The organism is Hymenobacter persicinus, from assembly GCF_004167665.1.
In the GTDB taxonomy this organism is placed as follows: domain Bacteria; phylum Bacteroidota; class Bacteroidia; order Cytophagales; family Hymenobacteraceae; genus Hymenobacter; species Hymenobacter persicinus.
On the sequence record NZ_SEWE01000008.1, the window covers coordinates 94,480 to 115,292 of the forward strand.

20 protein-coding genes are annotated in these 20,813 nt (G+C 65.7%); 10 read left to right on the forward strand and 10 right to left on the reverse strand.

Features of this window, described 5'->3' with window-relative positions; translation table 11 throughout:
- Positions 1-107 precede the first annotated feature (107 nt).
- Both EWM57_RS05725 and EWM57_RS05730 read left to right on the forward strand, forming a co-directional pair.
- The gene (locus EWM57_RS05725; RefSeq protein ID WP_129920185.1) at positions 108-1,016 is read left to right on the forward strand and encodes an alpha/beta fold hydrolase; all 909 of its coding nucleotides are present in this window, start codon (positions 108-110) and stop codon (positions 1,014-1,016) included.
- 74 nt (positions 1,017-1,090) lie between these two features.
- Positions 1,091-1,555, forward strand: a complete 465-nt coding sequence (locus tag EWM57_RS05730) for a hypothetical protein (protein ID WP_207218270.1) — start codon at positions 1,091-1,093, stop codon at positions 1,553-1,555.
- An 87-nt stretch (positions 1,556-1,642) separates the two neighbouring features.
- Here the strand turns inward: EWM57_RS05730 and EWM57_RS05735 are convergent, their stop codons facing one another.
- Positions 1,643-2,617 carry a hypothetical protein gene (locus EWM57_RS05735; RefSeq protein ID WP_129920187.1) on the reverse strand — a complete coding sequence of 325 codons (975 nt, stop codon included), beginning with the start codon at positions 2,615-2,617 and terminating at the stop codon, positions 1,643-1,645.
- A 44-nt stretch (positions 2,618-2,661) separates the two neighbouring features.
- Positions 2,662-3,564, reverse strand: a complete 903-nt coding sequence (locus tag EWM57_RS05740; RefSeq protein ID WP_129920188.1) for a histone deacetylase family protein — start codon at positions 3,562-3,564, stop codon at positions 2,662-2,664.
- Positions 3,565-4,441: 877 nt separating this feature from the next.
- Between EWM57_RS05740 and EWM57_RS05745 the strand changes: the two genes are divergently transcribed.
- The 4 genes from EWM57_RS05745 to EWM57_RS05760 all read left to right on the forward strand — a co-directional run bounded on the left by EWM57_RS05745 (position 4,442) and on the right by EWM57_RS05760 (position 10,986).
- Positions 4,442-5,743 (forward strand): PcfJ domain-containing protein, encoded by a 1,302-nt coding sequence (locus tag EWM57_RS05745; protein WP_129920189.1) that lies wholly within the window; start codon positions 4,442-4,444, stop codon positions 5,741-5,743.
- A gap of 59 nt (positions 5,744-5,802) precedes the next feature.
- Positions 5,803-7,329 (forward strand): TROVE domain-containing protein, encoded by a 1,527-nt coding sequence (locus EWM57_RS05750; RefSeq protein ID WP_129920190.1) that lies wholly within the window; start codon positions 5,803-5,805, stop codon positions 7,327-7,329.
- Between the two features lie 1,382 nt (positions 7,330-8,711).
- Positions 8,712-10,112, forward strand: a complete 1,401-nt coding sequence (locus EWM57_RS05755; RefSeq protein WP_129920191.1) for an RtcB family protein — start codon at positions 8,712-8,714, stop codon at positions 10,110-10,112.
- A 223-nt stretch (positions 10,113-10,335) separates the two neighbouring features.
- Positions 10,336-10,986: a zinc ribbon domain-containing protein gene (locus tag EWM57_RS05760; RefSeq protein ID WP_129920192.1), complete on the forward strand. Its 651-nt coding sequence runs from the start codon at positions 10,336-10,338 to the stop codon at positions 10,984-10,986.
- A gap of 313 nt (positions 10,987-11,299) precedes the next feature.
- On the opposite strand, the gene EWM57_RS05765 is transcribed toward EWM57_RS05760, so the two are convergent.
- Positions 11,300-11,722 (reverse strand): pyridoxamine 5'-phosphate oxidase family protein, encoded by a 423-nt coding sequence (locus EWM57_RS05765; RefSeq protein ID WP_129920193.1) that lies wholly within the window; start codon positions 11,720-11,722, stop codon positions 11,300-11,302.
- Between the two features lie 144 nt (positions 11,723-11,866).
- On the opposite strand from EWM57_RS05765, the gene EWM57_RS05770 reads away from it, so the two are divergent.
- Positions 11,867-12,352: an META domain-containing protein gene (locus EWM57_RS05770; RefSeq protein WP_129920194.1), complete on the forward strand. Its 486-nt coding sequence runs from the start codon at positions 11,867-11,869 to the stop codon at positions 12,350-12,352.
- Positions 12,353-12,473: 121 nt separating this feature from the next.
- On the opposite strand, the gene EWM57_RS05775 is transcribed toward EWM57_RS05770, so the two are convergent.
- From EWM57_RS05775 to EWM57_RS21525, 6 genes are all read right to left on the reverse strand, one after another.
- A complete protein-coding gene (locus EWM57_RS05775) occupies positions 12,474-12,839 on the reverse strand; it encodes a hypothetical protein (RefSeq protein ID WP_129920195.1) in 366 nt (121 codons plus the stop codon).
- A gap of 199 nt (positions 12,840-13,038) precedes the next feature.
- Entirely contained in the window at positions 13,039-13,680 is a 642-nt protein-coding gene (locus tag EWM57_RS05780) for a helix-turn-helix transcriptional regulator (RefSeq protein ID WP_129920196.1), read from the reverse strand.
- 130 nt (positions 13,681-13,810) lie between these two features.
- Positions 13,811-14,176, reverse strand: a complete 366-nt coding sequence (locus EWM57_RS05785; protein ID WP_129920197.1) for a hypothetical protein — start codon at positions 14,174-14,176, stop codon at positions 13,811-13,813.
- A 112-nt stretch (positions 14,177-14,288) separates the two neighbouring features.
- Positions 14,289-14,504, reverse strand: a complete 216-nt coding sequence (locus tag EWM57_RS05790; RefSeq protein WP_129920198.1) for a hypothetical protein — start codon at positions 14,502-14,504, stop codon at positions 14,289-14,291.
- 117 nt (positions 14,505-14,621) lie between these two features.
- A complete protein-coding gene (locus tag EWM57_RS05795) occupies positions 14,622-17,378 on the reverse strand; it encodes a class I SAM-dependent DNA methyltransferase (RefSeq protein ID WP_242509992.1) in 2,757 nt (918 codons plus the stop codon).
- 6 nt (positions 17,379-17,384) lie between these two features.
- Positions 17,385-18,107, reverse strand: a complete 723-nt coding sequence (locus EWM57_RS21525; protein WP_242509993.1) for a type IIL restriction-modification enzyme MmeI — start codon at positions 18,105-18,107, stop codon at positions 17,385-17,387.
- A 145-nt stretch (positions 18,108-18,252) separates the two neighbouring features.
- Between EWM57_RS21525 and EWM57_RS05800 the strand changes: the two genes are divergently transcribed.
- From EWM57_RS05800 to EWM57_RS05805, 3 genes are all read left to right on the forward strand, one after another.
- Complete coding sequence (locus EWM57_RS05800; protein WP_129920199.1) at positions 18,253-18,672, forward strand: DUF3060 domain-containing protein; 420 nt, start codon at positions 18,253-18,255, stop codon at positions 18,670-18,672.
- A 61-nt stretch (positions 18,673-18,733) separates the two neighbouring features.
- Positions 18,734-19,363, forward strand: coding sequence for a hypothetical protein (locus EWM57_RS21080; protein ID WP_165370426.1), 630 nt, complete (start codon positions 18,734-18,736; stop codon positions 19,361-19,363).
- An 85-nt stretch (positions 19,364-19,448) separates the two neighbouring features.
- Positions 19,449-20,219: a DUF2490 domain-containing protein gene (locus EWM57_RS05805; protein ID WP_129920200.1), complete on the forward strand. Its 771-nt coding sequence runs from the start codon at positions 19,449-19,451 to the stop codon at positions 20,217-20,219.
- On the opposite strand, the gene EWM57_RS05810 is transcribed toward EWM57_RS05805, so the two are convergent.
- The gene (locus EWM57_RS05810) at positions 20,216-20,761 is read right to left on the reverse strand and encodes an MOSC domain-containing protein (protein ID WP_129920201.1); all 546 of its coding nucleotides are present in this window, start codon (positions 20,759-20,761) and stop codon (positions 20,216-20,218) included. The genes EWM57_RS05805 and EWM57_RS05810 overlap by 4 nt on opposite strands.
- Positions 20,762-20,813: the final 52 nt, after the last annotated feature.

The following is a 20,813-nucleotide window of genomic DNA, read 5'->3' on the forward strand; positions in this document are numbered from 1 at the left end:
TTTGTGGGGAAATATTATTGCCCAGCCCGCCGCTAAACGGCTCTTCGCAGCAAGCCGCCCCGCGGGCTGGCACCCGGGTTTTGCGCCGGGTGCCCCATCTTTGCGCCATGAATCCAGCTCTCACCACCGTCCTGCCTTCGCCACCGCCCGTGCCCGCCGCCCTGCGCCGACTGCGGCTGGGGTTGCGGCTGCTGTCGGCCGTATCTACGAAGCTGGCGTTTCGGGCCGCGTGGCGAGTGTTTACCACTCCGCGTCGGCTGCCCCCCAAAAAGTGGGAAGCGGCGACCCTGGCTACGGCCCGGCCGTTTCAGGTGCCTTTCGGACCGGGGCAGTTAGCCGCCTACGAGTGGGGCCCCGCGGCCGGCCCGGCCATCCTGCTCGTGCACGGCTGGGAGCACCGGGCCAGCTTCTGGGGGGCGTTTGCCACGGCTCTGAGCGCGGCCGGCTACCGCGTCATTGCCTTCGACGGCCCGGCCCACGGCGCTTCCCCCGGCCGCCGCACCACCCTGCCCGAGTTCGGGGCCGCCATTCAGGCCGTGGCCGAAGCCGTGGGGCCGGTCTGGGGCGTGGTGGCGCACTCGTTCGGGGCGGCGGCCACGGCGGGCCTGCCGGTACGGTTCAACCAGGATCAGGGTCTGCCGCGGCTGGTGCTGCTGAGCGTGCCGGGCAGCACCCCGGCCGTGTTTGAGCGGTTTGCCGAACTGCTGCAGCTATCGGCTTCCGTGACGCACCGCATGCTGGCGTTTGTGGAACAGCAGGGCGGCCGCCGGGTCGAGAGCTTTAGCCTAACCCGGCCGGACCACGCCGTGCCCGCCCACCGGGCCCTGCTTTTCCACGACCGCGCCGACGACACCATCCCGTTTGCGGAGGCCGAGGCCATTGCCCGCCACTGGCCCGGCCTCGACTTTCGCCCCACCATCGGCCTGGGCCACAACCGCATTCTGCGCGACGCCGCCGTGATAGAGCAGACGCTGGCTTTTCTACGTCCCGAAAACTCCGCGGAGCGGCCGGAATAAGGCCCGTCGGGGCACAATTACGTATGAGCAGAAATATCCGCCCTAAGTTTTCCCCAACCACACTTCCGACACCTATGAATCGTCCGTACCCGGCCCCGCGCGGCACCGTTTTGCTGCTGAGTTGCATGGACCTGCGCCTGCTCGATGAAACCGTGCAGTTTATGGCTGGCGACAACCTGCTCAACCGCTACGACCAGTTTATCCTGGCCGGCTGCTCTTTGGGCGCCGACATGAACCAGCACTGGGAAACGGCCTTTTTCGACCACCTCGACGTGGCCTGCAAGCTCCACAACATTCAGGACGTGTATTTGCTCGAACACCGCCACTGCGGGGCCTACCAGGTGTTTTTGGGCGAAGCCGGTACCTTCGACGACTCGGCCCCCGGCCAGGAGCAGGAACGCCTCAAACACCGCGACTACGCCCACAAGCTGGCCGAGAAAATCAACGCCTGGGGCCAGCAGCACGGCCGCCCCTTGCGCGTGCGCAGCTTCCTGATGGACCTGCGCGGCCACGTGGAGCTGCTCGACGCGGTGATATAAGTGGTGCTTCAGTGGGTTCTCATTGTAAGGGCGAGGCAAAGACAGCACGTCACCCCCACCAAGCTGCTAACTCACTAGAGCATTACGCTAAATCGTGTCCTGGCCGGCGGCGCTGAGCTGGCGCAGCACGTCGCGCAGGCCTTCGACCGACTGGAGGACCTGGCCGAGGTGGTGGAGGTAGTCGGTTTCGGCGCGCAGGCCACGCTTGATCTGGCGAAGCTCCTGTTCCTGCTTTTTGCCGGTGGCGGCAAAGGCGCTGGTGGTGCCGTACTTGATTTCGTTCATGCGCTGCTTGAGCTCGTCCTGCTGCTGGCGCAGAGCGCGGGTGTAGCTGGTCAGCAGGTTTTCCGACTCCGAATCGGTGTGGCCCGGGGCGTGCTCCGACAGTAGCTGCAGCAGCGTGTATAGGTCATTGGCCTCGTAAGCCCGGGTTATCTGCTGCATCCGCGCGGTCTTTTCCTGAGCCACCGCCGGGTCGCGCTCCAGGTCGGGGTGGTTGGCCCGGGCCAGCTGCCGGTACAGGGTTTTGGTGTTGCCCAAGAGCTGGTTCTGCTCGGCCTGGGCCGCGGCTTCCTTGGCTTTCTGCTTCTTGGTTTTGCGCGGACCAGGAGCCGCGTCCGCCGTGTCCGGTTCGGGTGCGGCGTGGGGCCGGGCCTCGGGGCTTGGGGAAGCAGAAGCGGGGGCGTGGCGCCGCAGAATATCGGTTACGTCCTCCCCAAACCGGTCGCGCAGGGCGTGGGCATTGCTGACGATGAGCTCCTCAATCTGCCCCAACTCGGCCCGGCTGAAGTAGGGCAGCAGCAGGGCTTCTTCCAGCGGAGCAAACAGGCTACGGCGGGCCGCTACCACGGTTTGGGCCAGGGGCCCGACCTGCTGCCAGTAGCGGCGGCGCGCTTCGGCCTGGCCGTTTTCAAGCTCCTGCAGCCGTTCCCGCAGGTTTTCCACGGCGAGCACGGCCTGGCGGAATGCCTGCTGAGCCGGGGTGCCCGGGGCCGGGGCCGGGGCGGGCGTGGGCAGGGAATTGGCGGCGGGCAGGTCGGTGGCAGGGTTGTGCAGGTTCATGGGGCAAAGATACGCCGGCCCGCTTGCTGCCGCCCGGCCGCGCCTCAGCCGTAGAGCTCGTAGGCCACCCGAAACGTGTTGCAGTGCGCGTCCACGATGTCGGCCAGCCGCTCGGAGTAGCCCCCACCCATGCTCACGGCCACCGGCAGGCTCCGCTGCCGGCACAAGCCCAGCACCACCTCGTCCCGGGCCCGGCAGCCGGCTTTGGTCAGGGCCAGCTTGCCGAGCTTGTCGGTGGCCAGTACGTCGACACCGGCCTGGAAAAACACGAAATCCGGCCGCACGCTATCCAGCAGGCCGGGCAGAGTCGCCGTGAGCTGGGCCAAATACTCGGCGTCGGTGGTGCCCAGGGCCAGGGCCACGTCCAGGTCCGACTTCTCTTTGCGCAGCGGGTAGTTGGCCCCGGCGTGCATACTGAAGGTAAATACCCGGGGCTCGGCGCGGAAAATGCTGGCCGTGCCGTCGCCCTGGTGCACGTCGAGGTCGACTACGAGGATTTGTCGGGCCAGGCCGTGGTGCAGCAGGTGGGCAGCGGCAATGGCAATGTCGTTGAGCACGCAAAACCCTTCGCCCCGGTCGGCAAAGGCGTGGTGGGTGCCGCCGGCCAGGTTCAGGGCCACCCCGTCGCGCAGGGCGTGCCGCGCCGACTCCACCGTGCCCGCCGAGCTGCTCAACGACCGAAGCACCAGTCGCTCACTCTGGGGTAAGCCCAGCCGCCGCACTTCCGCCACTGAGAGCTGCTGGTCGCGCACCTTGCGCCAGTAGTCGGCCGTGTGCACCCGCAGCACGTCGGCTTCGGCGCACAGGCCGGGGTCGTAGAAATCCTGGGCCGGGGCCACGCCTTGCCAGAGCAGCTGCTCCCGAATCAGCTCGTACTTGGCAATGGGGAAGCGGTGACCGGTGGGCAGCTCGAGGGTGTAGCGGGCGGAAGTGGCAAGGCAAGGCATGGGTCAAAGAAGCGGCAACAATACGCCCCCTCTACGAGCTGCGGGCGGAAACGGCGGCTGACGGAGCCGGCGTGGTTTCACCAAAAGAAACGTTTCAAGCGTAGTAGAGCACAATAATAGCTGCCGGGATTAAAGGGATAATTGCTGAATCAAGGAATGCATAAGCTAGTTAAAACAATGCATTGGTTGCGTTGAATTATTCTAAACAATAAAATAATTAAAATATTTTTCGAACTTATTTGGTGGATACAAAAAGTCCCTCCATATTTGCATCACTCAACCACAGAACAACACCCCAAACCATGCTACGCCACTTTAACTACACCAGCAAACAAGAGGATATGAAGCCGCGGGCTTCGGTCCTGGTTCGGTATAGCTAAGTAGCTCAGGTTTTTCCCTGATACTTCCGCCACCCGAACTCCAGAAGGTTCGGGTGGTTTGTTTTTCAGCCCCTTATTCCCTTCGGCCATGCTCCGCCTCCAGGACTGCTCTTATGCCCACCCACTGCCCAAACGGCCAATATGCCGGGAGTGGAACGGGTACGGCCGGGATTTTTTGTCGAACGATTCGCGTAGGTAGATTCCTCGTGACGCATTCGTGAAAAAGGCCCGGCTCTCCCCAGATGCCGGGCCTTTTTCATAGTATTTATTCGCTGAAAAATAATTTTCGGCGTCGTGGAAAAACTACGTCTTTTTGATAATTATTAAATAGATAAAATTAATTCAGTTTGTCGTCGTTGTAAATTAATACATCCGCTCAAAAATAACGCTGCTATGTACGAAAGCTTCCGCCTCCTGCTTCACCCGCCTCTTTCGGCTGCCTCCGCCAGCCCCGTTTCTTCACTCGGTAACCGCCCCCGCCAGGGGCACCCCCACCGATGGCCAACCGCCTCAAACCCCTATCCCACGCGGCCTGGCAAGCCCAGCAAGCCCGCATAGTTCTCTCGGCGGCCAGGCGTCTTGACTGGCGCCGCTGGTCGCTGCCCCAGCAAGTCGATTACCTGCTCGCCCTGCGCGGTTCCCTGCCCGCCCTCGAAGCCCAGCTCGGCGACAACTCGGTGCTGACGGTATTTTACCGCCACTGCCTGCACGAGCAGCAAGAGCCGGTGCGCCAGCAGTGCGCCGGGCTGCTGCGCGGCCTGGCCGCCAAGCGCACCGAACTGCTCTGGCGACCCGAGCTGGCCCCGGCGTTGGCGGCCGTGGCCCGCAATCTGCCCCGGCGCTGCCGGGAGCTGGCCGACTGGCAGCCCCGCAGCCGCAACCCGTTTCGGCAGCTGGAAAGCCTGGTGCGCCACCTGTTCGACCACTACCACGACGTGCCGGCCTGGGTGCTCAACTCCTGGACCGCCGGCCGCCTCCGCGACGGGCTCAGCATTGCGGACCTGACCGTGTATTTGGGCCGGGGACAAGCCCTGCGCACTTTCCCGGGGCTGCCGGTGCCGCTCAGCCGCCGGGTCGAGCACTACCTGCGCCTCGCCCCGGCCGGCTACACCTTCCTGCAGGCCCTGCGCTACGCCCAGCTCGCCGCCCGCGGGCAGCTGGCCTGGCTCGGGCCGGTGCTCGACTCCCGCCTGGGCCGCTGCCTGGGCCGCGACGACGAATTCTGGCTGCGGGTCGTGGATTTCTTTGCCGCCGCCCCCATGGTAGACCCCTACCAGCTGGGCCCCGTGTGCGACTGGATTCACCAGAAGCGGACGGTGGGTTTCGGCGACGAGCCGGCCCAGCCGGGCTTCTCGCTGAAGGGCCGCTCCATGAGCAGCCTTCTGATCCAGACGGCGCAGTGGCACCGGCAGCTAAGTCAGGCGGCCCACCGGCCGGCTGAGCCCAGCCTCACGCTGGCCACCACTTGGGCGCCGCTGCCGGTGCCCGACTTCAGCGGGGGGCACCAGTGCCCGGTGCGCATCACCCAGCTGCGCACCTACGGCGACCTGGTTGAGGAGGGGCGGGGGCTGCGGCACTGCGTGGCGTCTTACCTCGACTCCTGTCGGCGCGGCCGCAGCGGCATCTTCTCGCTCACGCTCAACGGTCTGCGTCGGGTAACGCTGGAAGTGCAGGCCAACCGCACCGTGGTGCAGGCCCGGGGCGTGTTTAACCGCCGCCCCAACGACGAGGAAGGCGCCTGGATTCAACGCTGGGCCGCCGACCACCGCCTGCTCGTGCCCAAGCACTTGCTGGGCTAAAGCGCCCGCCGCGGCCAATTGAATAACTCATTGTTTCACCACCTCACCCTTCCCACCGCATGCGCTTCAACTTTACTTTCCGCAAAGCCAAGACCGTTCTCAACCACGAGGGGGCGGTAGCCTATACCCTCACGCCCCAGCTGGAGCTCTACGCGGCCGTCGCCACGGCGGCCCTCAGCGACCAGTTCTACGAAACGGCCGATGCCCGCCTGCTCCGTTTGCGGGAGCTGGTGGCTCGCAACGACCCCGAATTTGTGGCCCGGCTGGCCGTCTACGCCCGGGAGCAGCTCTACCTGCGCACCGTGCCCCTGGTGCTCACCGTGGAGCTGGCCCGCCGCCACCGCGGCACCAGCCTGGTGAGCCGCCTCGTGGCCCGGGTGGTGCAGCGCGCCGATGAAATCACCGAATTGCTGGCCTACTACGCCCAGGCCAACGAGCGGGACGGGGTGAAAACCCTGGGCCGCCTCTCCAAGCAGGTGCAGAAAGGCCTGGCCCGGTCGTTCAACAACTTCGACGGCTACCAGCTGGCCAAGTACGACCGCGCCGGCCGGGTGCGCCTCCGCGACGCGCTGTTCTTAGTGCACCCCACCGCGAAAAGCGCGGAGCAGCAGCATCTGTTCGACCAGCTCGTGCAGGGTACGCTGCCCACGCCCTACACCTGGGAAACCGAGCTGTCGGCCCTGGGGCAGCAGCAGTTTGCTTCGGCCCAGGCCCGCACCGCGGCCTTCCGCACGGCCTGGGAAACGCTCATCGGCTCGGGCAAGCTGGGCTACATGGCCCTGCTGCGCAACCTGCGCAACATCCTCGAAGCCGACGTATCGGCCCGGGCGGTGGAGCGGGTGTGCGCCACCCTGGCCGATGCCGGGGCGGTGGCCCGGGCCAAGCAGCTGCCCTTCCGCTTCCTGGCCGCGTACCGCGAGGTGCTGCTGGTGCAGTCGGGCTACGTAGCGGTGGTGCTCGAGGCGCTAGAAACGGCCATCGGACACAGCGCCGCCAACCTGCGGGGCTTCGGCCTCGATACCCGGGTGGTGGTGGCCTGCGACGTGTCGGGCTCGATGCAGACGCCCGTATCGGCCCGCAGCAAGGTGCTGCTCTACGACGTGGGCCTGGTGCTGGGCATGCTGCTGCAAAGCCGCTGCGGCCACGTGACCACCGGTATGTTCGGCGACACCTGGAAGCGCGTCAGCCTGCCCCGGGGCCGGGTGCTGCACAACGTGCAGGAGTTCTACCGCCGCGAAGGCGAGGTCGGCTACAGCACCAACGGCTACCTGGTGATTCAGGACCTGCTGCGCCGCCGCGAGGTGGTGGATAAGGTCATGATTTTCACCGACTGCCAGCTCTGGAACAGCACTGGCGACGGTGGCACTCTGGCTCAGGCCTGGATTGACTACCGCCGCACGGTGGCGCCCCGGGCCCGGCTCTACCTCTTCGATCTGGCCGGCCACGGCGCCGCGCCCGTCGAAGTGCGCGAGGGCCACGGCGCGGCCCTGATTGCCGGCTGGTCCGACAAAGTGTTCGACGTGCTGGCGGCCCTGGAAAACGGCGGCTCGGCCCTGACCGAAATCGGGAAAATCGAGCTGGCGTAGGGCTTCGCTACCGGACTGTCTACTTCATTTTATTCACCATTCATCACCCCAAGGTCGGGGGCCTAAATGCCCAGCCAATCGGGCTGGGCCTGCCTCCGGCCACTTGGGGAAAACACCGGGAAAGGTGCCGTAGGCTGGCGATACTTCGTGGTTAACGTTTTCGGTTACTGCTGCTTCGGCGGCGGTATCGCGCGGGTTCGAGTCCCGCATCCGGCCTTCCGGGGGCGGATGACGAAAACACTTCGCCGCCCGCCCGTTGCCCTTTTCTGATTGTAATAGCCCGCTCTTTGGCGTGGTGCCGTAGCCGGGCGTTCCTTCGCTTGGTGAAGCCGGTGGTCTGCGGACTGTCCGGCCTGGGTTCGAGTCCCGCTGGGCTGCCTTCGGGTAGCCCAGACGACGCCCGGCGCCTGTTGCCCTCGCTCGACGAGTGGAGCTGTTGCAAAAAACTCCCGCCGGGTGTCGTCGGGAAGCGTTCCTTCGGGTTACGGGTTCGAATCCTGGCGGGCACCGGTCCTGGCGGCCGGTGCCGGCAGCTCAGCTTGGTAGAGCACGCGCTTTCCTCTTTTTACCCCGGTGGAATTGATCTACTGTTCTGTTCGGGTGCCGTAGGGGCGCAATCCTTCGAACCTTACTGACGGGGACCCTTGTCTACCGCGCTGCTGGTGAGCGGCGGCGAGTGGTGGAAGGTGGCTGCGCCAGGGGGTGGGGCGCTTCGCTGGTTGCCCCGAACGGAACAGAGAATACCTCGTTGGGTGCCGTAGCTCAGCCTTACTTCGCACTGTTAATGCCCGGGTCGGGGGTTCGAATCCCTCCCGTCGGTGGTCAAGCCGGCGGTAGCTCAGCTGGTTAGAGCAGGATAACGGGCTGGGCGCTTTGTTGCCCCAACGAGCTGTTACAACTGCTTACCGGGTGCCGTCGGACGGCGCTACTTCGGTGAGGCTCCGCTGCGGAGCCGAGCGGGTTCAACTCCCGCACCCCGGGGCCTGGTCCCCGGGCGTCGCCCTCCGCCCGTTGCCCCGGTAGGCAGCTTTGTTTTCCTGCGTGGTGCCGTAGGGTCGCCTTCCTTCGGGATACTGAGGTCGTGGGTTCGAATCCCACCTGCCGCAAGGGCAGTAGCCTAGGGGTTAGGGCGCAGTGTAATGGTGGCGGCCCGCCTGGTTGCCCACGCGGGGGCCGGGCCGTAAACGGTGTCGTGGGGGAGTCTTACTTAGAACTCAACATCCGAAGGCTTCCCGCCTAATTACCCGTTTGCGCGCTTTGGCAACGCTTTTTTCACTTAACAACGCGGCCGGCGGCGGCACCGGAATCTGGGTGCCGCCGCCTTGCAAGAGGCCGTCTTTCTTCTTTCAATGAACTCAACGGTCCTCAGGACCACGCTTTTTATGGCCAATCAACTACGCGGCAACGACCTTCGGCAGCTCGGCTTCCCCGAAGGCCGCGCCATCGGCCTTGCCCTGGCGCAGCTCCAGCGCAAGCACCTGAAAAAACTCTCTCACTCCGACCAGCTGGCGTTGCTCCAGCGCCTGCTGGCCGCCCCCCAGGAGTACGCCACCCACCTCGACTGGAGCCACGTGGCGGCGGCCCTGCTGCCCCCGCCTTCCCGCCACCTCGAGCTGGTGGCCCGCAAACCCTACGCCCTCTACGGGGCCGAGCACATCGAGCCCGGGGCCCTGCACCAGATGGATACGGCCATGAAGCTGCCCGTGACGGTGGCCGGGGCGCTGATGCCCGACGCCCACCACGGCTACGGCCTGCCCATCGGGGGCGTGCTGGCGACGGACAACGCCGTGATTCCCTACGCCGTGGGCGTCGACATCGGCTGCCGGATGGCGCTGTCGGTGTTTGCTTTGCCGCCCAAGTTTATCGGGCAGCGGGTGCAGGAGCTCCAGAAGCTGCTGCTCGACAACACCCGCTTCGGCAACCGTACCGGCTTCGACCGGGGCAAAAAGCTCACCCACGAAGTGCTGGAGAGTGACACCTTCCGCGACGTGCCCTTCCTGCGCAACAAGCAGGCAACGGCCGCCGAGCAGATTGGCACTTCGGGCTCCGGCAACCACTTCGTGGAGTTCGGTATCGTGGATATCACCGACCCCTCGAATGAAATGGGTTTGGCGGTGGGTCAGTACGTGGGGCTGCTTTCGCACTCCGGCTCCCGGGGCCTGGGCGCCTCGGTGGCCAACCACTACACCAAGCTGGCCATGGAAAACTGCCAGCTGCCCGCCGAAGCCAAGCACCTGGCCTGGCTCGGCCTCGACGGGGAGCTGGGGCAGGAGTACTGGGCGGCCATGACCCTGGCCGGCGACTACGCCTCGGCCTGCCACGAGCACATCCACCAGCGCCTGGCCAAGGCCCTCGGGGAACGGCCATTGGCGAAAGTGGAAAACCACCACAACTTCGCCTGGAAAGAGCGCCTGCAGGACGGCCGGGAGGTGATTGTGCACCGCAAGGGCGCTACCCCGGCCGGGGCGAGCGTGCTGGGCATCATCCCCGGCTCGATGACGGCCCCCGGCTTTATCGTTCGGGGGCGGGGCGTGGCGGAGTCGCTCGGGTCGGCCTCGCACGGGGCCGGGCGGCTGATGTCGCGCACCCGGGCCAAGCAGGAGCTCAGCGAAGCCCAGGTGCGGCAGTACCTGAAGGCCCACGACGTGGCCTTGCAGGGCGGGGGCGTCGATGAGGCGCCCATGGCCTACAAGGACATTCACGCCGTGATGCAGAGCCAGCGGGAGCTGGTGGACGTGCTCGGCTCCTTCACCCCGAAAATCGTGCGCATGGACGGGGCATAAGGTCAGCGCGGCTGTAGGGACGCAACCTTGCGTCTCGTCGTCCGTGCCGGCCGGCCCCGGCATTGCCCCGTTTATCGTTCAACGATTGAGACGCAGGTATGCGTCTCTACACCCTTACCCCAAACACCCGTCGGGCTTTCCGGCGGGTGTTTTTTCTATATAACGCCGCCCGCATATGCAGAACCACTACTTTTAGGGCCTGAACCAACCCACCCGCCGCGCTATGAGTAACATGATTCAGTTTGTGGCCAACCACGACGACCTGTCCACCGACAAGGGCTTCCAGTTCAAGTTCTACTGCGACAAGTGCCACAACGGCCACATGTCGCGGTTTCAGATCAACAAGATGGGCATGGCCACGAGCCTGCTCAATGCGGCCGGCAGCCTGTTTGGGGGCATGTTTCACGACGCGGGCAACGCGGCCTACCAGATGCAGCGCGCCGTGGGCGGCCCGGCCCACGACGAGGCCCTGAAAAGCGCCGTGCTCGAAGGCAAGCAGTTCTTCAAACAGTGCACCCGCTGCGGGCACTGGGTGTGCCCCGACGTGTGCTGGAACGGCAAGGCCGGCCTCTGCGAAGACTGCGCCCCCGACGAGCACGAGGAGTTGGCCTCCCAGCAGGCCCAGGCCGCCCGGGAGCAGATCTACACCAAAACCCGCGCCCAGGACTACACCCAGGACCTCGACTTCATCGGCCGCGGCAGCATCAGCCAGTGCAAGAACTGCCAGGCCAAGCTCGGGCCCGACCAGAAGTTCTGTCCTACCTGCGGTACGCCCAACGTCACGGCCCAGGTCAAAGACAAGTTCTGCGCCGACTGCGGCACCAGCGTGAAAGCCGACCAGAAGTTCTGCGCCGGCTGCGGCAAGCAGCAGTAGGTGGTGAGATGGTGAACTTGTGAAATGGTGAAATGGTGAGTTGTCGTTCTGGCGGCCCGGTCTGCTCCTGTCCGACCTTAGCCGGCCCTATCCGGTTCTGTCATTGCGAGGCGAAGCCGAAGCAATCCGTCCTCTCAAGTGTAGAAGACTCCTTTTAAGCGAAAAGCCCCGACGTTGTCCTGACGTCGGGGCTTTTTAGTTTGACCAGGCTTAGCGCATTGTCCGGGACGGATAGCTTCGCGCCGCCCGTCATGAGCGGCTGCACGGCAGAACGATGTCCCGGCCGGAGCGAAGGCTGGGGCCGGCTGCCGGACTAGCCGGGCAGGTGCAGCTCGCCTTCGTCCTCGTCCTGCCAGTACTTGATGTAGCGGGCCTGCACCCGTACCAGCACGATGCCGGGCGTGTCGATGCCGTCCTTGTACCAGCGCTCCACGTCGGGCACCCAGTGCTTCTGCAGGGTGGGCTTGTGGCGAATGAGCGTGGCGGTGCCGGCCACCGACACGTACAGGCGCTTGGGCCCCTCGAAGGTGAGCCCCACGTGGGGGTTCTGCTCGATGTCGTGGACGGTGCGGGAGCCGTCGTAGGTGAAGAAGTAGGAGTTGCCGTCGTAGGTCACGTCCCCGTTGTTGCTCATGGGGCGGCTGCTGAACTGCCCGCGGCTGGTTTGGGTGGTGAGCATGGCAATGTCAAGCTTGGCCAGCTTGGCGGCAATGTCGGCGAGGGTTTTGGTGGGCATCGGAGCGGAGTTGGTGGGGAATACGGGAGGTACGCAGCCCCGGGGGCTTGGTTGAGCCGACGCTGCGCCCGCGCCACCAATCCGGCCCGGCTGCGTACAGCCGGGGAGTAGTCACTGCCACCCCTCACGCCAACGCCCGTCGCCATGCCCCTTGCCTTTCGCCTCCCTGCGGCCGCCGCCGCTTTGCTGCTGCTTGCTCCGGCCTGCAGCTACGATTTGAGTGAGCGGCCCAACGCGGGCTCCACCGCCAACTCGGCCGACCGACCCGTGCCCACCAGTGCTCCGCTGCGCAACGTGCGCTGGGAGCTGCGCGAGCTGGACGGGCAGCCCGCCCCGGCCACCGAGCAGCGTCCCTTCCTGGTGCTGCGCGACGGCCGGGCCCGGGCCGAGGGGCGAGCGGCCTGCAACCGCTTCTCGGGCCCCTACACCCTGGCGGCCGAAGGACGGCTGCGGCTGGGACCCCTGGTCACGACCCGCAGCGCCTGCCCCGACCTGGCCACGGAGGGCGCCTTCATGCGGGCCCTGAACCAGGCCCAGCGCTACCGCATTCAGGGCAATACGCTGAGCCTCTACGCCGCCGATACCCGGGAAGTGCCCCTGGCCACGCTCCAGGCCACGGCCGGGGAGTAGGCCGCACGCTGCCGGCGGTTCCGCGGGAAACGGGGGAGCAGGACAAAAAAATAAAGCCTTCCCCCGGCGCAGGGGAAGGCTTATAGCAATAGGAGTGGTAGCGGTAAGCGTACTCGGAAGGCTACAGGGCCGCTTTGCTGGCCGTGACTTCCGTTACGAAGGAGTTGATTTCGGCAATCTGGACTTGCACCTGCCGCAGGTCGAGGGCCCGGTTCAGGGCCGCCACGGGGCCGCGCAGCTGCTGGCTGGCCGTCAGATTTTGGTGGCGCTGGGTGGCGCGGCGCAGGTCGGCCTCGGTGTTGATGCGCGCCCGGCTCCCGGTGGGCAGCGTGGCCACGACCGGGGTGAGGGCACTGATAATGGCCGCCTGGGCCGCCAGGTCGGCGGTGGTGTCGGTGGCATTTTCGCTGGTTCGCTCGCCCTGGGCACTCAGCACGGTTTCGCGCACGCGCAGGTCGCGCAGCTCCTGTTGGGCTGCTTCCAGCAAGGTGTCGCACTAGGCGACGGAAGTCAATAATTGAACGGGATAAGCCATTGGTAGTAGTGGTTAGAAAGTGAAGAGAAACAACCGCCCGGCCTTCGCGCCGCGACCAAGCTGCTCGATAGTTACTAACATATCCGGTAGCCTGTATGCCGAAGGGCCTGAATAGTTTAGACAACCCCGATCGGCGCTTGATCCGGGGGCCTCAGGCAGCCTTGGTCAGCAGCTGGGCCAGGGTGGCGGCCTCGGCTTCCACGGCCGCCAGCCGCACCAGCAGCAGGGCCAGGGCCGTGGCGGTATCGGGCCGTAGGGCGGGGGCCGGGGGGAGGGTGGCGGCCAGCTCAGTCAGCCAGTGCTCCAGGTGCGCCAGCTCGGCGGGCGTCGCCGGGTCGGTAGGCGCTGCCGTGAGGGCCGTCGGCAGCACGGCCAGGGCCCAGCGCCGACGCTCGTGCGCGGTGGCCCGCTGGCCGAGCACGTGCAGGTCGCGCCGCAGCAGCCCGATGCGGCGGCTGCACTGCCGCTGCCGCTTCAACAGGGCCGCCGCCGCCAGCGGACCGGGCAGGGCCTGCTCGGGGCCAAACAACCGGGTGGGCACGGCGGGCGGGGCGTAGGCTTCGGCCGGCGCCGCCGACCCCACGCCCTCCGGCGGGGGCAGCAGGCGGGCCAGCCGGGCCAGGCGCAGGGTGCCCTGGGGCGTGGTGGTACGGCGGCCTGCCTCTATATTGCCGATGTGCTGCTCGCTTACTCCCAGGTAGCGGCCCAGCTCCGCCTGGGTAAGCCCAAAGTGCTTCCGCACGGCCATCGAGAGGCTGGTTGAGGGAATGGAGTTGCGCAGGGCATGGGCCATAGCTAGCTGGTTGAAGGGAATGTGAAAAAATATTTCAGATTCCCTTCAACGCTGAAGGGGAATTGAAGTTTTATTTCACATTCCCTTCAAGATACCCAGAGGGAATCGTGTTGTATTTCCTGAACTGCGACTACTCCGCTGCTGGCTGTACACTGTCGAACAAGGCCAATTGACGTGCTATTTCGTTGCGCAACGGTGAGGAGTGAGGAGGCTGTCCATGCACATTTCGATATTCGTCCGCATCGTAAGCTAGCTGTTCGAAGTTGGCATGAAGCAGCCGCCGCAAGGGCATGAAATAGACGGCCCGGAACATGCCTAGAATGGCGCGATGCAGTCTAGGGGGCAGAGGTGATGCGTTGTTTTGGAAAGCCTCAAAAAAGCTGAGACTAGCCCGTAGGTCCTGAAGTGCGAACCAGCGTTCTTGCGTGTCTTCCGTTTCTTCCATGTAGTCAAAGGCGTCGGGGTCCAGCAAGCTAAGCTGGTCTTCTTCCTGCAATAGGTGTTCGAGATTCTGACGGATATCATTCCATGAGGAACGGATTTCGTCTACCAGGCGCAGGGCTATGTTGTAGGAAGCTTCCTTCTGTTGCCCACGGCGCTGGTCACGGCTAGCTACGAATTGCTCCCGCAGAGAATATATAGAGTACCAGTAAGCCGGTCAGGTTAAGAGCTGGGCCCAGGATGCCGCCAATGGTGTCCCCGACGTGGGCTGTGTGCTCATCAAACACCACAAGACCGCCAGTTCGGGTAACAACAAAGAGTGTAATTAGGGAGAAGATGCTACCCGTCCATAAGACCTGAGCAGCTTTTTTCTTGTTGTTCATTCTTTCAACTCAGTAATAGAAAAATCTTTTGGGCAATCACTTAAGCATAGTAATGCTAGTAGGGTGGTGCCTACAGTAAATCGGTAATGCGCACGACGAGACGCAAGTATGCGTCCCTTATGCGGCGTAGCCCTCGGGCGTGAGGCGAATCAGGCTCAGGGCGGCCAGGGTGGCCAGCAGGGGCTCCACCTTGTCGGCTTTGAGGCGCTTGAAGCGGGCGGCGACCTGGGCGGCGGTCAGGGGCTGGCCGGCCTGCTGGAGGGCGTCGCGCAGGGTCTGCATCTGCTGGGCCAGCTCGGTGGGGAAGGGTGCCTCACCCCCCGTCCCCCTCTCCGGAAGAGAGGGGGAGCCAGCCGACTTCCCTTTTGCGGGCTTGGCGGCCTGCTCGGCCAGGGCGATGCTGGTTTGCACGGTGTCGGGGGCCTGGTAGGCGGGGCGCAGGTAGCGGACGGTGCCGGCGGCTTCCTCGGCGGCGCGCTCGTGGTTGAGGCGGACCAGGCGGGTGAGGATATCGGCGTCGGGCAGGGCGGGGGGCCAGCCGTAGGCTTCGGCCACGGCCGCGTCGAGCTGCTGGTGCAGGCTGAGGACCACGGAGGCCAGGCCCTGCTGGTTCACGGTCTGGTCTTTGGCCGACAAGGGCTGGGCGGCGCGCAGCTTCTCCACCACGGTGTAGAGGTCGGTGAGGGTGAGGCCGGGGTGCTGGGTTTGCTGGCGCTTGCGGTGGGCGTCGAGCTGCTCGGCCAGCTCCCGGATGCGGGCCTGCTGCGCGGGCGTGGCGGCGGGGAAGGGGAACGGGTCGAAGCAGCGGGTTTTGTTGTAGATGAGGTCATTCCCGACGCCCATTCTTCCTCCAGTAGCAGCAGCCCAAACTGTATGAAAACGGCTCATCAATACGCCCAAATAGTAAGCATCGTCTAGTGCAACGACTACTAGCCGATTGTCAGGTAATACCTGCCCATCAATAAATTGAAAGAACCGGTGCTTTGATGTTTCAATAGTTGCTATGTATCGTTGAAGCCCAGCTAATGCAGCCCTAAGGTCGTCCCTCGTTCTTCCGTGAAGCCACCAATTTGCTTTAACACGAGGCTCCTTGCTTAGGTCACGCTCGGGTTTTACTCTCTCTAAAATATGCTGGAAAACCGAAGGGTGTTTCTCTAATGCTTCTCCTTCATTTAATCCGAAGAAGTCTATAACTAATGCACCTCTAGAATTACCAGCTAAATCACGGCCGTTTAAGTAGGGTCGGATTACACTGTCTGTATGGGCATTTTGAAATGCTGCTGCTTCCTCTTTCGTTAGAATGAAGCCAGCGCCATACAACTGGACACCTCTATTAGATAAACCATCATTGCTTTTCAACGCATTAGCACTATCCAGTGCAGCACCAATCGACAAGTCAGAAAGAATCAAGCCTTTCTGTTCCTCAAAAGTCACTTCCGCCGCTTCGTCGCCTTCCGCTACGGATTCCGTTTTCAGAATCCAGAGCTGGCCGGGCGCGGCTACGGTGAGGGTGCGTTCGGCTACCGTCATGGCGATGCGCACGGCGGCTCCTTCGGCGGCATCGACCCAGGGGTGGTCGGGAATGGCGAAGGTGAGGGTGAGCGGGGCCGGGTCGCCTTCCAGGAAGGGCTGCATCACGCGGCGGTTGAAGGTTTGCTTGAGGCTGTTGGTGGTGATGAAGCCGAACCGCTCGGCGGGGCCGCGCTGCACGGCGGCCGCGGCGTTGTACCACCAGTACATCACCAAATCGGCCGAGTCGGGCACCTTGCCCTTGTAGGCTTTGCGCAGGGCTTCGGTGTAGCCGTCACCGAGGGCGTCGCGCATGCGGGCCGGCCCCACAAACGGCGGGTTGCCCACGATGAAATCAGCTTCGGGCCACTCGGCGGGGCGGGGGTTGGGGTAGTCGAGCACGGGGGTGCGGGCGGTTTCGTCGGGCACGGGCTGGCCGGTGGCGGGGTGCAGGCGGGTAGTGCCGTCCCAGCGCGTAACGGGCTGGCCGTGGGCGTCGAGGCGGGGCGTGGGCGGGTCGTGGCGCAGGGCGGCGTCCTGCTGGCGGATGTTCTGGTACTCGTCGAGCAGGGGCTCGGAGAGCTGGGTGATGCCGTGGGTGCGCAGGTGCCATTGCAGGTAGCCGATGCGCAGCACCACGTCGGCAATGGCCGCCGCGCGCGGGTTCAGCTCCAGGCCCAGCAGCTGCCGGGGCGAGACGGTGGTGCCCCCGCCCAGGTCGAGCAGGCCGGTGTGGCCGAAGGCGTTGATGGCGGCCAATACCTCGCCCTCCAGGCGCTTGAGGTGCTCCAGCGTGACGTAGAGGAAGTTGCCGGAGCCGCAGGCGGGGTCGAGGATGCGCAGCCCGGTGAGGCGGGTGAGGAAGCGCACCAGCTCCTGGCGGGCTTCCCGGGGCTGGCCTTCGTCGAGGCGGCGGGCGCTGGCGGCCTGGGCGGCCGTCCACTCCCGGCGCAGGGGTTCGAGCACGGTGGGCAGCACCAGGCGCTCCACGTAGCGGCGCGGGGTGTAGTGGGCGCCCAGGCTGTGCCGCTCCCGGGGGTCGAGGGCGCGCTCCAGCAGGGTGCCGAAGATGGCGGGCTCCACCTCGGTCCAGTCGGCTTCGGCGGCTTTGAGCAGCAGGGCCATCTGGTCGGGGGTGAGGGGCAGGGCGGTGGCGTCGTGGAAGAGCTTGCCGTTGAAGCGCCGCAGCCGGGCCTTGAGGTCGGGGGAGAAGCCGCCGGTATCCATCGTATGCCAGAGGCCGCTCAGGGCATCGGGCAGAAACTCGCGCATCTCGGGGGTGGAGTAGGTGCGCAGCATACCCGTGAAGCTCGTCTTGGGAATCAGCCCCACGTCCTCGGAGAACATCGTGAACAGGCAGCGCATCAGGAACTAGGCCACCACCTCGGGCGCGTGCCCGGCCCGCTCGAGCTGGGCACTCACGCCGGCCAGGTAGCCGGCCAGCTCCCGCGTGACGCGGGCGGCGCGGCGGCTGGGGTCCAGCTCCCGGGGCTCCAGCCAGATGCCGCGCAGCAGGGCGCGGGTGCCCTCGTCGGCCAGGGCCGAAAGCGGCAGGCGGAAGCGGGCCTGGTCGGGGAAGGGCACGAAGGAGTCGCCGACCCCGGCGAAGTTCGAGTACACGTCGAGGCAGTAGCCCACGTCCACGACCAGCACAAACAGGGGCCGGGGCTCGTCGGCGGGCAGGGCGCGCACGTAGCCCAGGGCCTGCTGGCGGGCGGCCTGCATCATCTGCTCCCACTTCACGCTGCCGCGCAGGGCGTGGCCCTTGCGGCGCTTTTCGGCGGGGAGGCCCAGCTCGGCGCGGTCGGCCTGCTGGGCTTTCTGCTGGGCGTCGGCCGAGTCGGTGCCCTGCTTGGTTTCCAGGATAAAGCAGCCGCGCTTATACAGGTCGATGCGGCCGGTGCTCTTCTTGGCCCCGTCCTGGAACTGCACGGCGCGCTCCAGCACGTACTGGTCCTGGGCGGGGGAGTCGGTGGTGGGGTCGGGGCGGGGTACGCCGAGCAGGTCGCAGAGGTCTTGCAGAAACAGGCCGTAGTTGGCCCGCTCGGCGCCGCCGGATTTCTGCCAGCGGGCTTCGAAGTCGGAGTAAGTCAAGGGGGAAGTAGCTAGGATAGATAGTTAGCGGTGGGGAAGATAAGCAGCCGGGACGGTACGGAGCCCAGAAAAGACGGCGGGCCGGCCTCGGCTTGGCGCGAAGCTGCTACCTTGTTGCCGTTTCGCCCCTCCATACCACCTGCCGATGAACCGCTACCCACTTGCCCGGCTGGCCCTGGCCGTTGTCCTCGCCCCGGCCCTGGGCGCCTGCTTCTCCAACGCCCCCGACGAGGCCGACCAGGAAACGCACACCACCATCGAGGCCGGCAACAAGCACGGGGCCGTGGTGGTCGACAGCGACGGGGAAATCGTCATTACGGGCGACAAAACCGTGCAGACCCGGGCCTGTACCGGGCAGGACGTGCAGGTGGTGGGCAACGCCAACCAAGCCACCTTCACCGGCCGCTGCGGGGAGGCCACCGTCATGGGCGCCGACAACCGGGTGAGCCTGGAAAACGTGACTTCCATCAGCCTGATTGGCAGCAACAACACCGTGACCTGGCGCGGCACCAAGCCGGAAATCAGCAACGTGGGCACCGGTAACCGTATCCTTAAGGCCGAATAGCCGGTAGACGGGCTGTTCCTTTCTGCTTTCCACCCTTTAGTCGCCATCCTCCTCTTTCCCCATGATTATTTACGGAACCAAGGCCACGCTGCGGCGCACCGAGGCCGCCCCCGGCCTGACCTGCCCCGCCTGCTCCACCACCGACCAGATGTGGCTGAACGTGTTCAGCCGCTACGCCCACGTGTACTGGGTACCTCTGTTCCCGTTTAGCAAGCCCGCCGTGGCCCACTGCGCGCACTGCAAGGGGACCTGGGCCGAAAAGGAGCTGCCCGCCGAAGCCGCCGAGCTCAAGCAGGCCGCCGAGCTGCTGCGCCAGCACACCACGGCGCCCTGGTGGCAGTGGTCGGGCCTGGTGGTGCTGGCCCTGGGCCTGGTGGTAGCCCTGGTGGCCGGCCGCCGCCACGACCAGGACAGCGCCACGTTCCTGGCCGCGCCCCGGGCCGGCGACGTCTACACCGTCCACGACAGCGACACGGCCCGGCGCTACTCCCTGCTGAAGGTGGTGGCCGCCCACGGCAACACCGTGGAGCTGGTGGCCAACAACTACGACATCGACGACCGGCACCCACTCGAGGAGCTCAACCAAACCGACAAGTACAGCAAGGAGCCCTTCACCCTCACCCAGCTCGACCTGACCATCATGCGCAACAAGGGCCAGCTCACCGACGTGGACCGCCCGGAGCAGGAGTAAAGGCACGAGCCGCTAGGTCCGCGTCGGCGTGGTTTGTGGAGGCCGTAGCGTACCTTCGTGACCCGTATCTACCACCACGCCCACGATGAACAACGTACTACGCCTCGCGCTGGCCGCCGGGGCCCTGGCAGTTGCCCGCCCGGCGCTGGCCCAGACGCCCGGCACCTGGGGCAACTGGTACATCGGCACGGTGGTGCTGCCGGGCAGCGTGGAAAAGAAGTGGGGCGGCTACGTGGAAGTGCAGGCCCGCAGCAACGGCCTGCTGCGGCAGTACTTCTACAACGAGCTCAAGGGGGGCCTGAGCTACGACCTCGACAAGAACTTCACGGTGCTGGTCGGGGCCGGGCGCTACAGCACCTTCGATGAGCCCGGGCCCGTGAACGTGGAAAAGCGGGTGTGGCAGCAGCTGGTGCTCCACCAGTTTATGAGCCGGCTCAAGCTTGAGCACCGCTACCGGGTGGAGCAGCGCTGGCTGACCTACAAGGCCGAGGACAGCACCGCGTTTCGGCAGCGCCTGCGCTACCGGCTCAACGCCTTTCTGCCCCTGAACCACACCACCATCACCGACCATACCGTGTTCGTGTCGGTCTACGACGAAATCTTTCTCAACCCCAAGGGGCCGGTGTTTGAGCGCAACCGCGTGTACGCCGGCCTAGGCTACCAGCTCAACAGCCGCCTGAACGTGCAGCTCGGCTGGGTGCGCCAGGCCAGCTACGCCCAGCCCCGCCTCAAGCAGGGCCAGCTGGTGCCGCTGGGTACTTCCGCCAAAAACAACGTGGTGCTGGCCCTGACTTACCGGCTGGCCCACCGTCACGCCACCCCGCGGCCCGAAACCATGCCCGCCCACCAGGACTAGGCATCAGCTGGCAGGGCGGCCGGCGCCGTGGGCAGCACCCGCACCACGTCGCCCAGGCGCAGCACGCCGCCCCGCAGGATGCGGGCCGTCAGGCCGCCGTGCCCGCGCATGGCGTTGTAGCCGCCGGGGCCCAGCTCTTCCTCCATGCGGGAGCAGGGGTGGCACTCCCCGGTTATTTCCAGCACCACCTCGTCGCCGACCTGGACCTGCCGGTTTTTCAGCGCCAGCAGGTTCAGTCCGCTCACCACCAGATTGCGCCGCAGCCGGCCCGGGTCCAGGGCTTCCGGCAGACCCAGAAACCCGGCCACGGCCGTCAGGTGCTCGTGCTGCAAGAGGGTTACCTGCCGCTTGCCGCCGGCCTTCACCCGGGCATGGTCGCCGGCCAGGTGGCGGTCGGTTTCGGCCGTGGCCTCGGGCACGGCCAGCAGGGGCTCCCGCCGGGCGGGGCGCAGGCCAATCCACTCCAGGCGGCCGGTTTGGGGCAGGGTGGCGAGCATCTGCGCAATCTTGGACTTATCGTCGCCGAAGAAGGGGAAGGGCATGGGCGGGCAGGATCGGGGGCAGCCGGAGTCAGCTGCCCTAGGGCGTACTGCG

Excerpts from the sequence above, each read along its gene's own strand:
- EWM57_RS05765 (WP_129920193.1), bottom strand. The coding sequence starts at position 11,722 with ATGCCCACCAAAACCCTCGCCGACATTGCCGCCAAGCTGGCCAAGCTT.
- EWM57_RS21080 (WP_165370426.1), top strand. The coding sequence starts at position 18,734 with ATGATTATTTACGGAACCAAGGCCACGCTGCGGCGCACCGAGGCCGCC.
- EWM57_RS05800 (WP_129920199.1), top strand. The coding sequence starts at position 18,253 with ATGAACCGCTACCCACTTGCCCGGCTGGCCCTGGCCGTTGTCCTCGCC.
- EWM57_RS05770 (WP_129920194.1), top strand. The coding sequence starts at position 11,867 with ATGCCCCTTGCCTTTCGCCTCCCTGCGGCCGCCGCCGCTTTGCTGCTG.
- EWM57_RS05790 (WP_129920198.1), bottom strand. The coding sequence starts at position 14,504 with ATGAACAACAAGAAAAAAGCTGCTCAGGTCTTATGGACGGGTAGCATC.
- EWM57_RS05730 (WP_207218270.1), top strand. The coding sequence starts at position 1,091 with ATGAATCGTCCGTACCCGGCCCCGCGCGGCACCGTTTTGCTGCTGAGT.
- EWM57_RS05760 (WP_129920192.1), top strand. The coding sequence starts at position 10,336 with ATGAGTAACATGATTCAGTTTGTGGCCAACCACGACGACCTGTCCACC.
- EWM57_RS05810 (WP_129920201.1), bottom strand. The coding sequence starts at position 20,761 with ATGCCCTTCCCCTTCTTCGGCGACGATAAGTCCAAGATTGCGCAGATG.
- EWM57_RS05725 (WP_129920185.1), top strand. The coding sequence starts at position 108 with ATGAATCCAGCTCTCACCACCGTCCTGCCTTCGCCACCGCCCGTGCCC.
- EWM57_RS05735 (WP_129920187.1), bottom strand. The coding sequence starts at position 2,617 with ATGAACCTGCACAACCCTGCCACCGACCTGCCCGCCGCCAATTCCCTG.
- EWM57_RS05780 (WP_129920196.1), bottom strand. The coding sequence starts at position 13,680 with ATGGCCCATGCCCTGCGCAACTCCATTCCCTCAACCAGCCTCTCGATG.
- EWM57_RS05755 (WP_129920191.1), top strand. The coding sequence starts at position 8,712 with ATGGCCAATCAACTACGCGGCAACGACCTTCGGCAGCTCGGCTTCCCC.
- EWM57_RS05795 (WP_242509992.1), bottom strand. The coding sequence starts at position 17,378 with ATGCGCTGCCTGTTCACGATGTTCTCCGAGGACGTGGGGCTGATTCCC.
- EWM57_RS05750 (WP_129920190.1), top strand. The coding sequence starts at position 5,803 with ATGCGCTTCAACTTTACTTTCCGCAAAGCCAAGACCGTTCTCAACCAC.
- EWM57_RS05740 (WP_129920188.1), bottom strand. The coding sequence starts at position 3,564 with ATGCCTTGCCTTGCCACTTCCGCCCGCTACACCCTCGAGCTGCCCACC.
- EWM57_RS05745 (WP_129920189.1), top strand. The coding sequence starts at position 4,442 with ATGGCCAACCGCCTCAAACCCCTATCCCACGCGGCCTGGCAAGCCCAG.
- EWM57_RS05805 (WP_129920200.1), top strand. The coding sequence starts at position 19,449 with ATGAACAACGTACTACGCCTCGCGCTGGCCGCCGGGGCCCTGGCAGTT.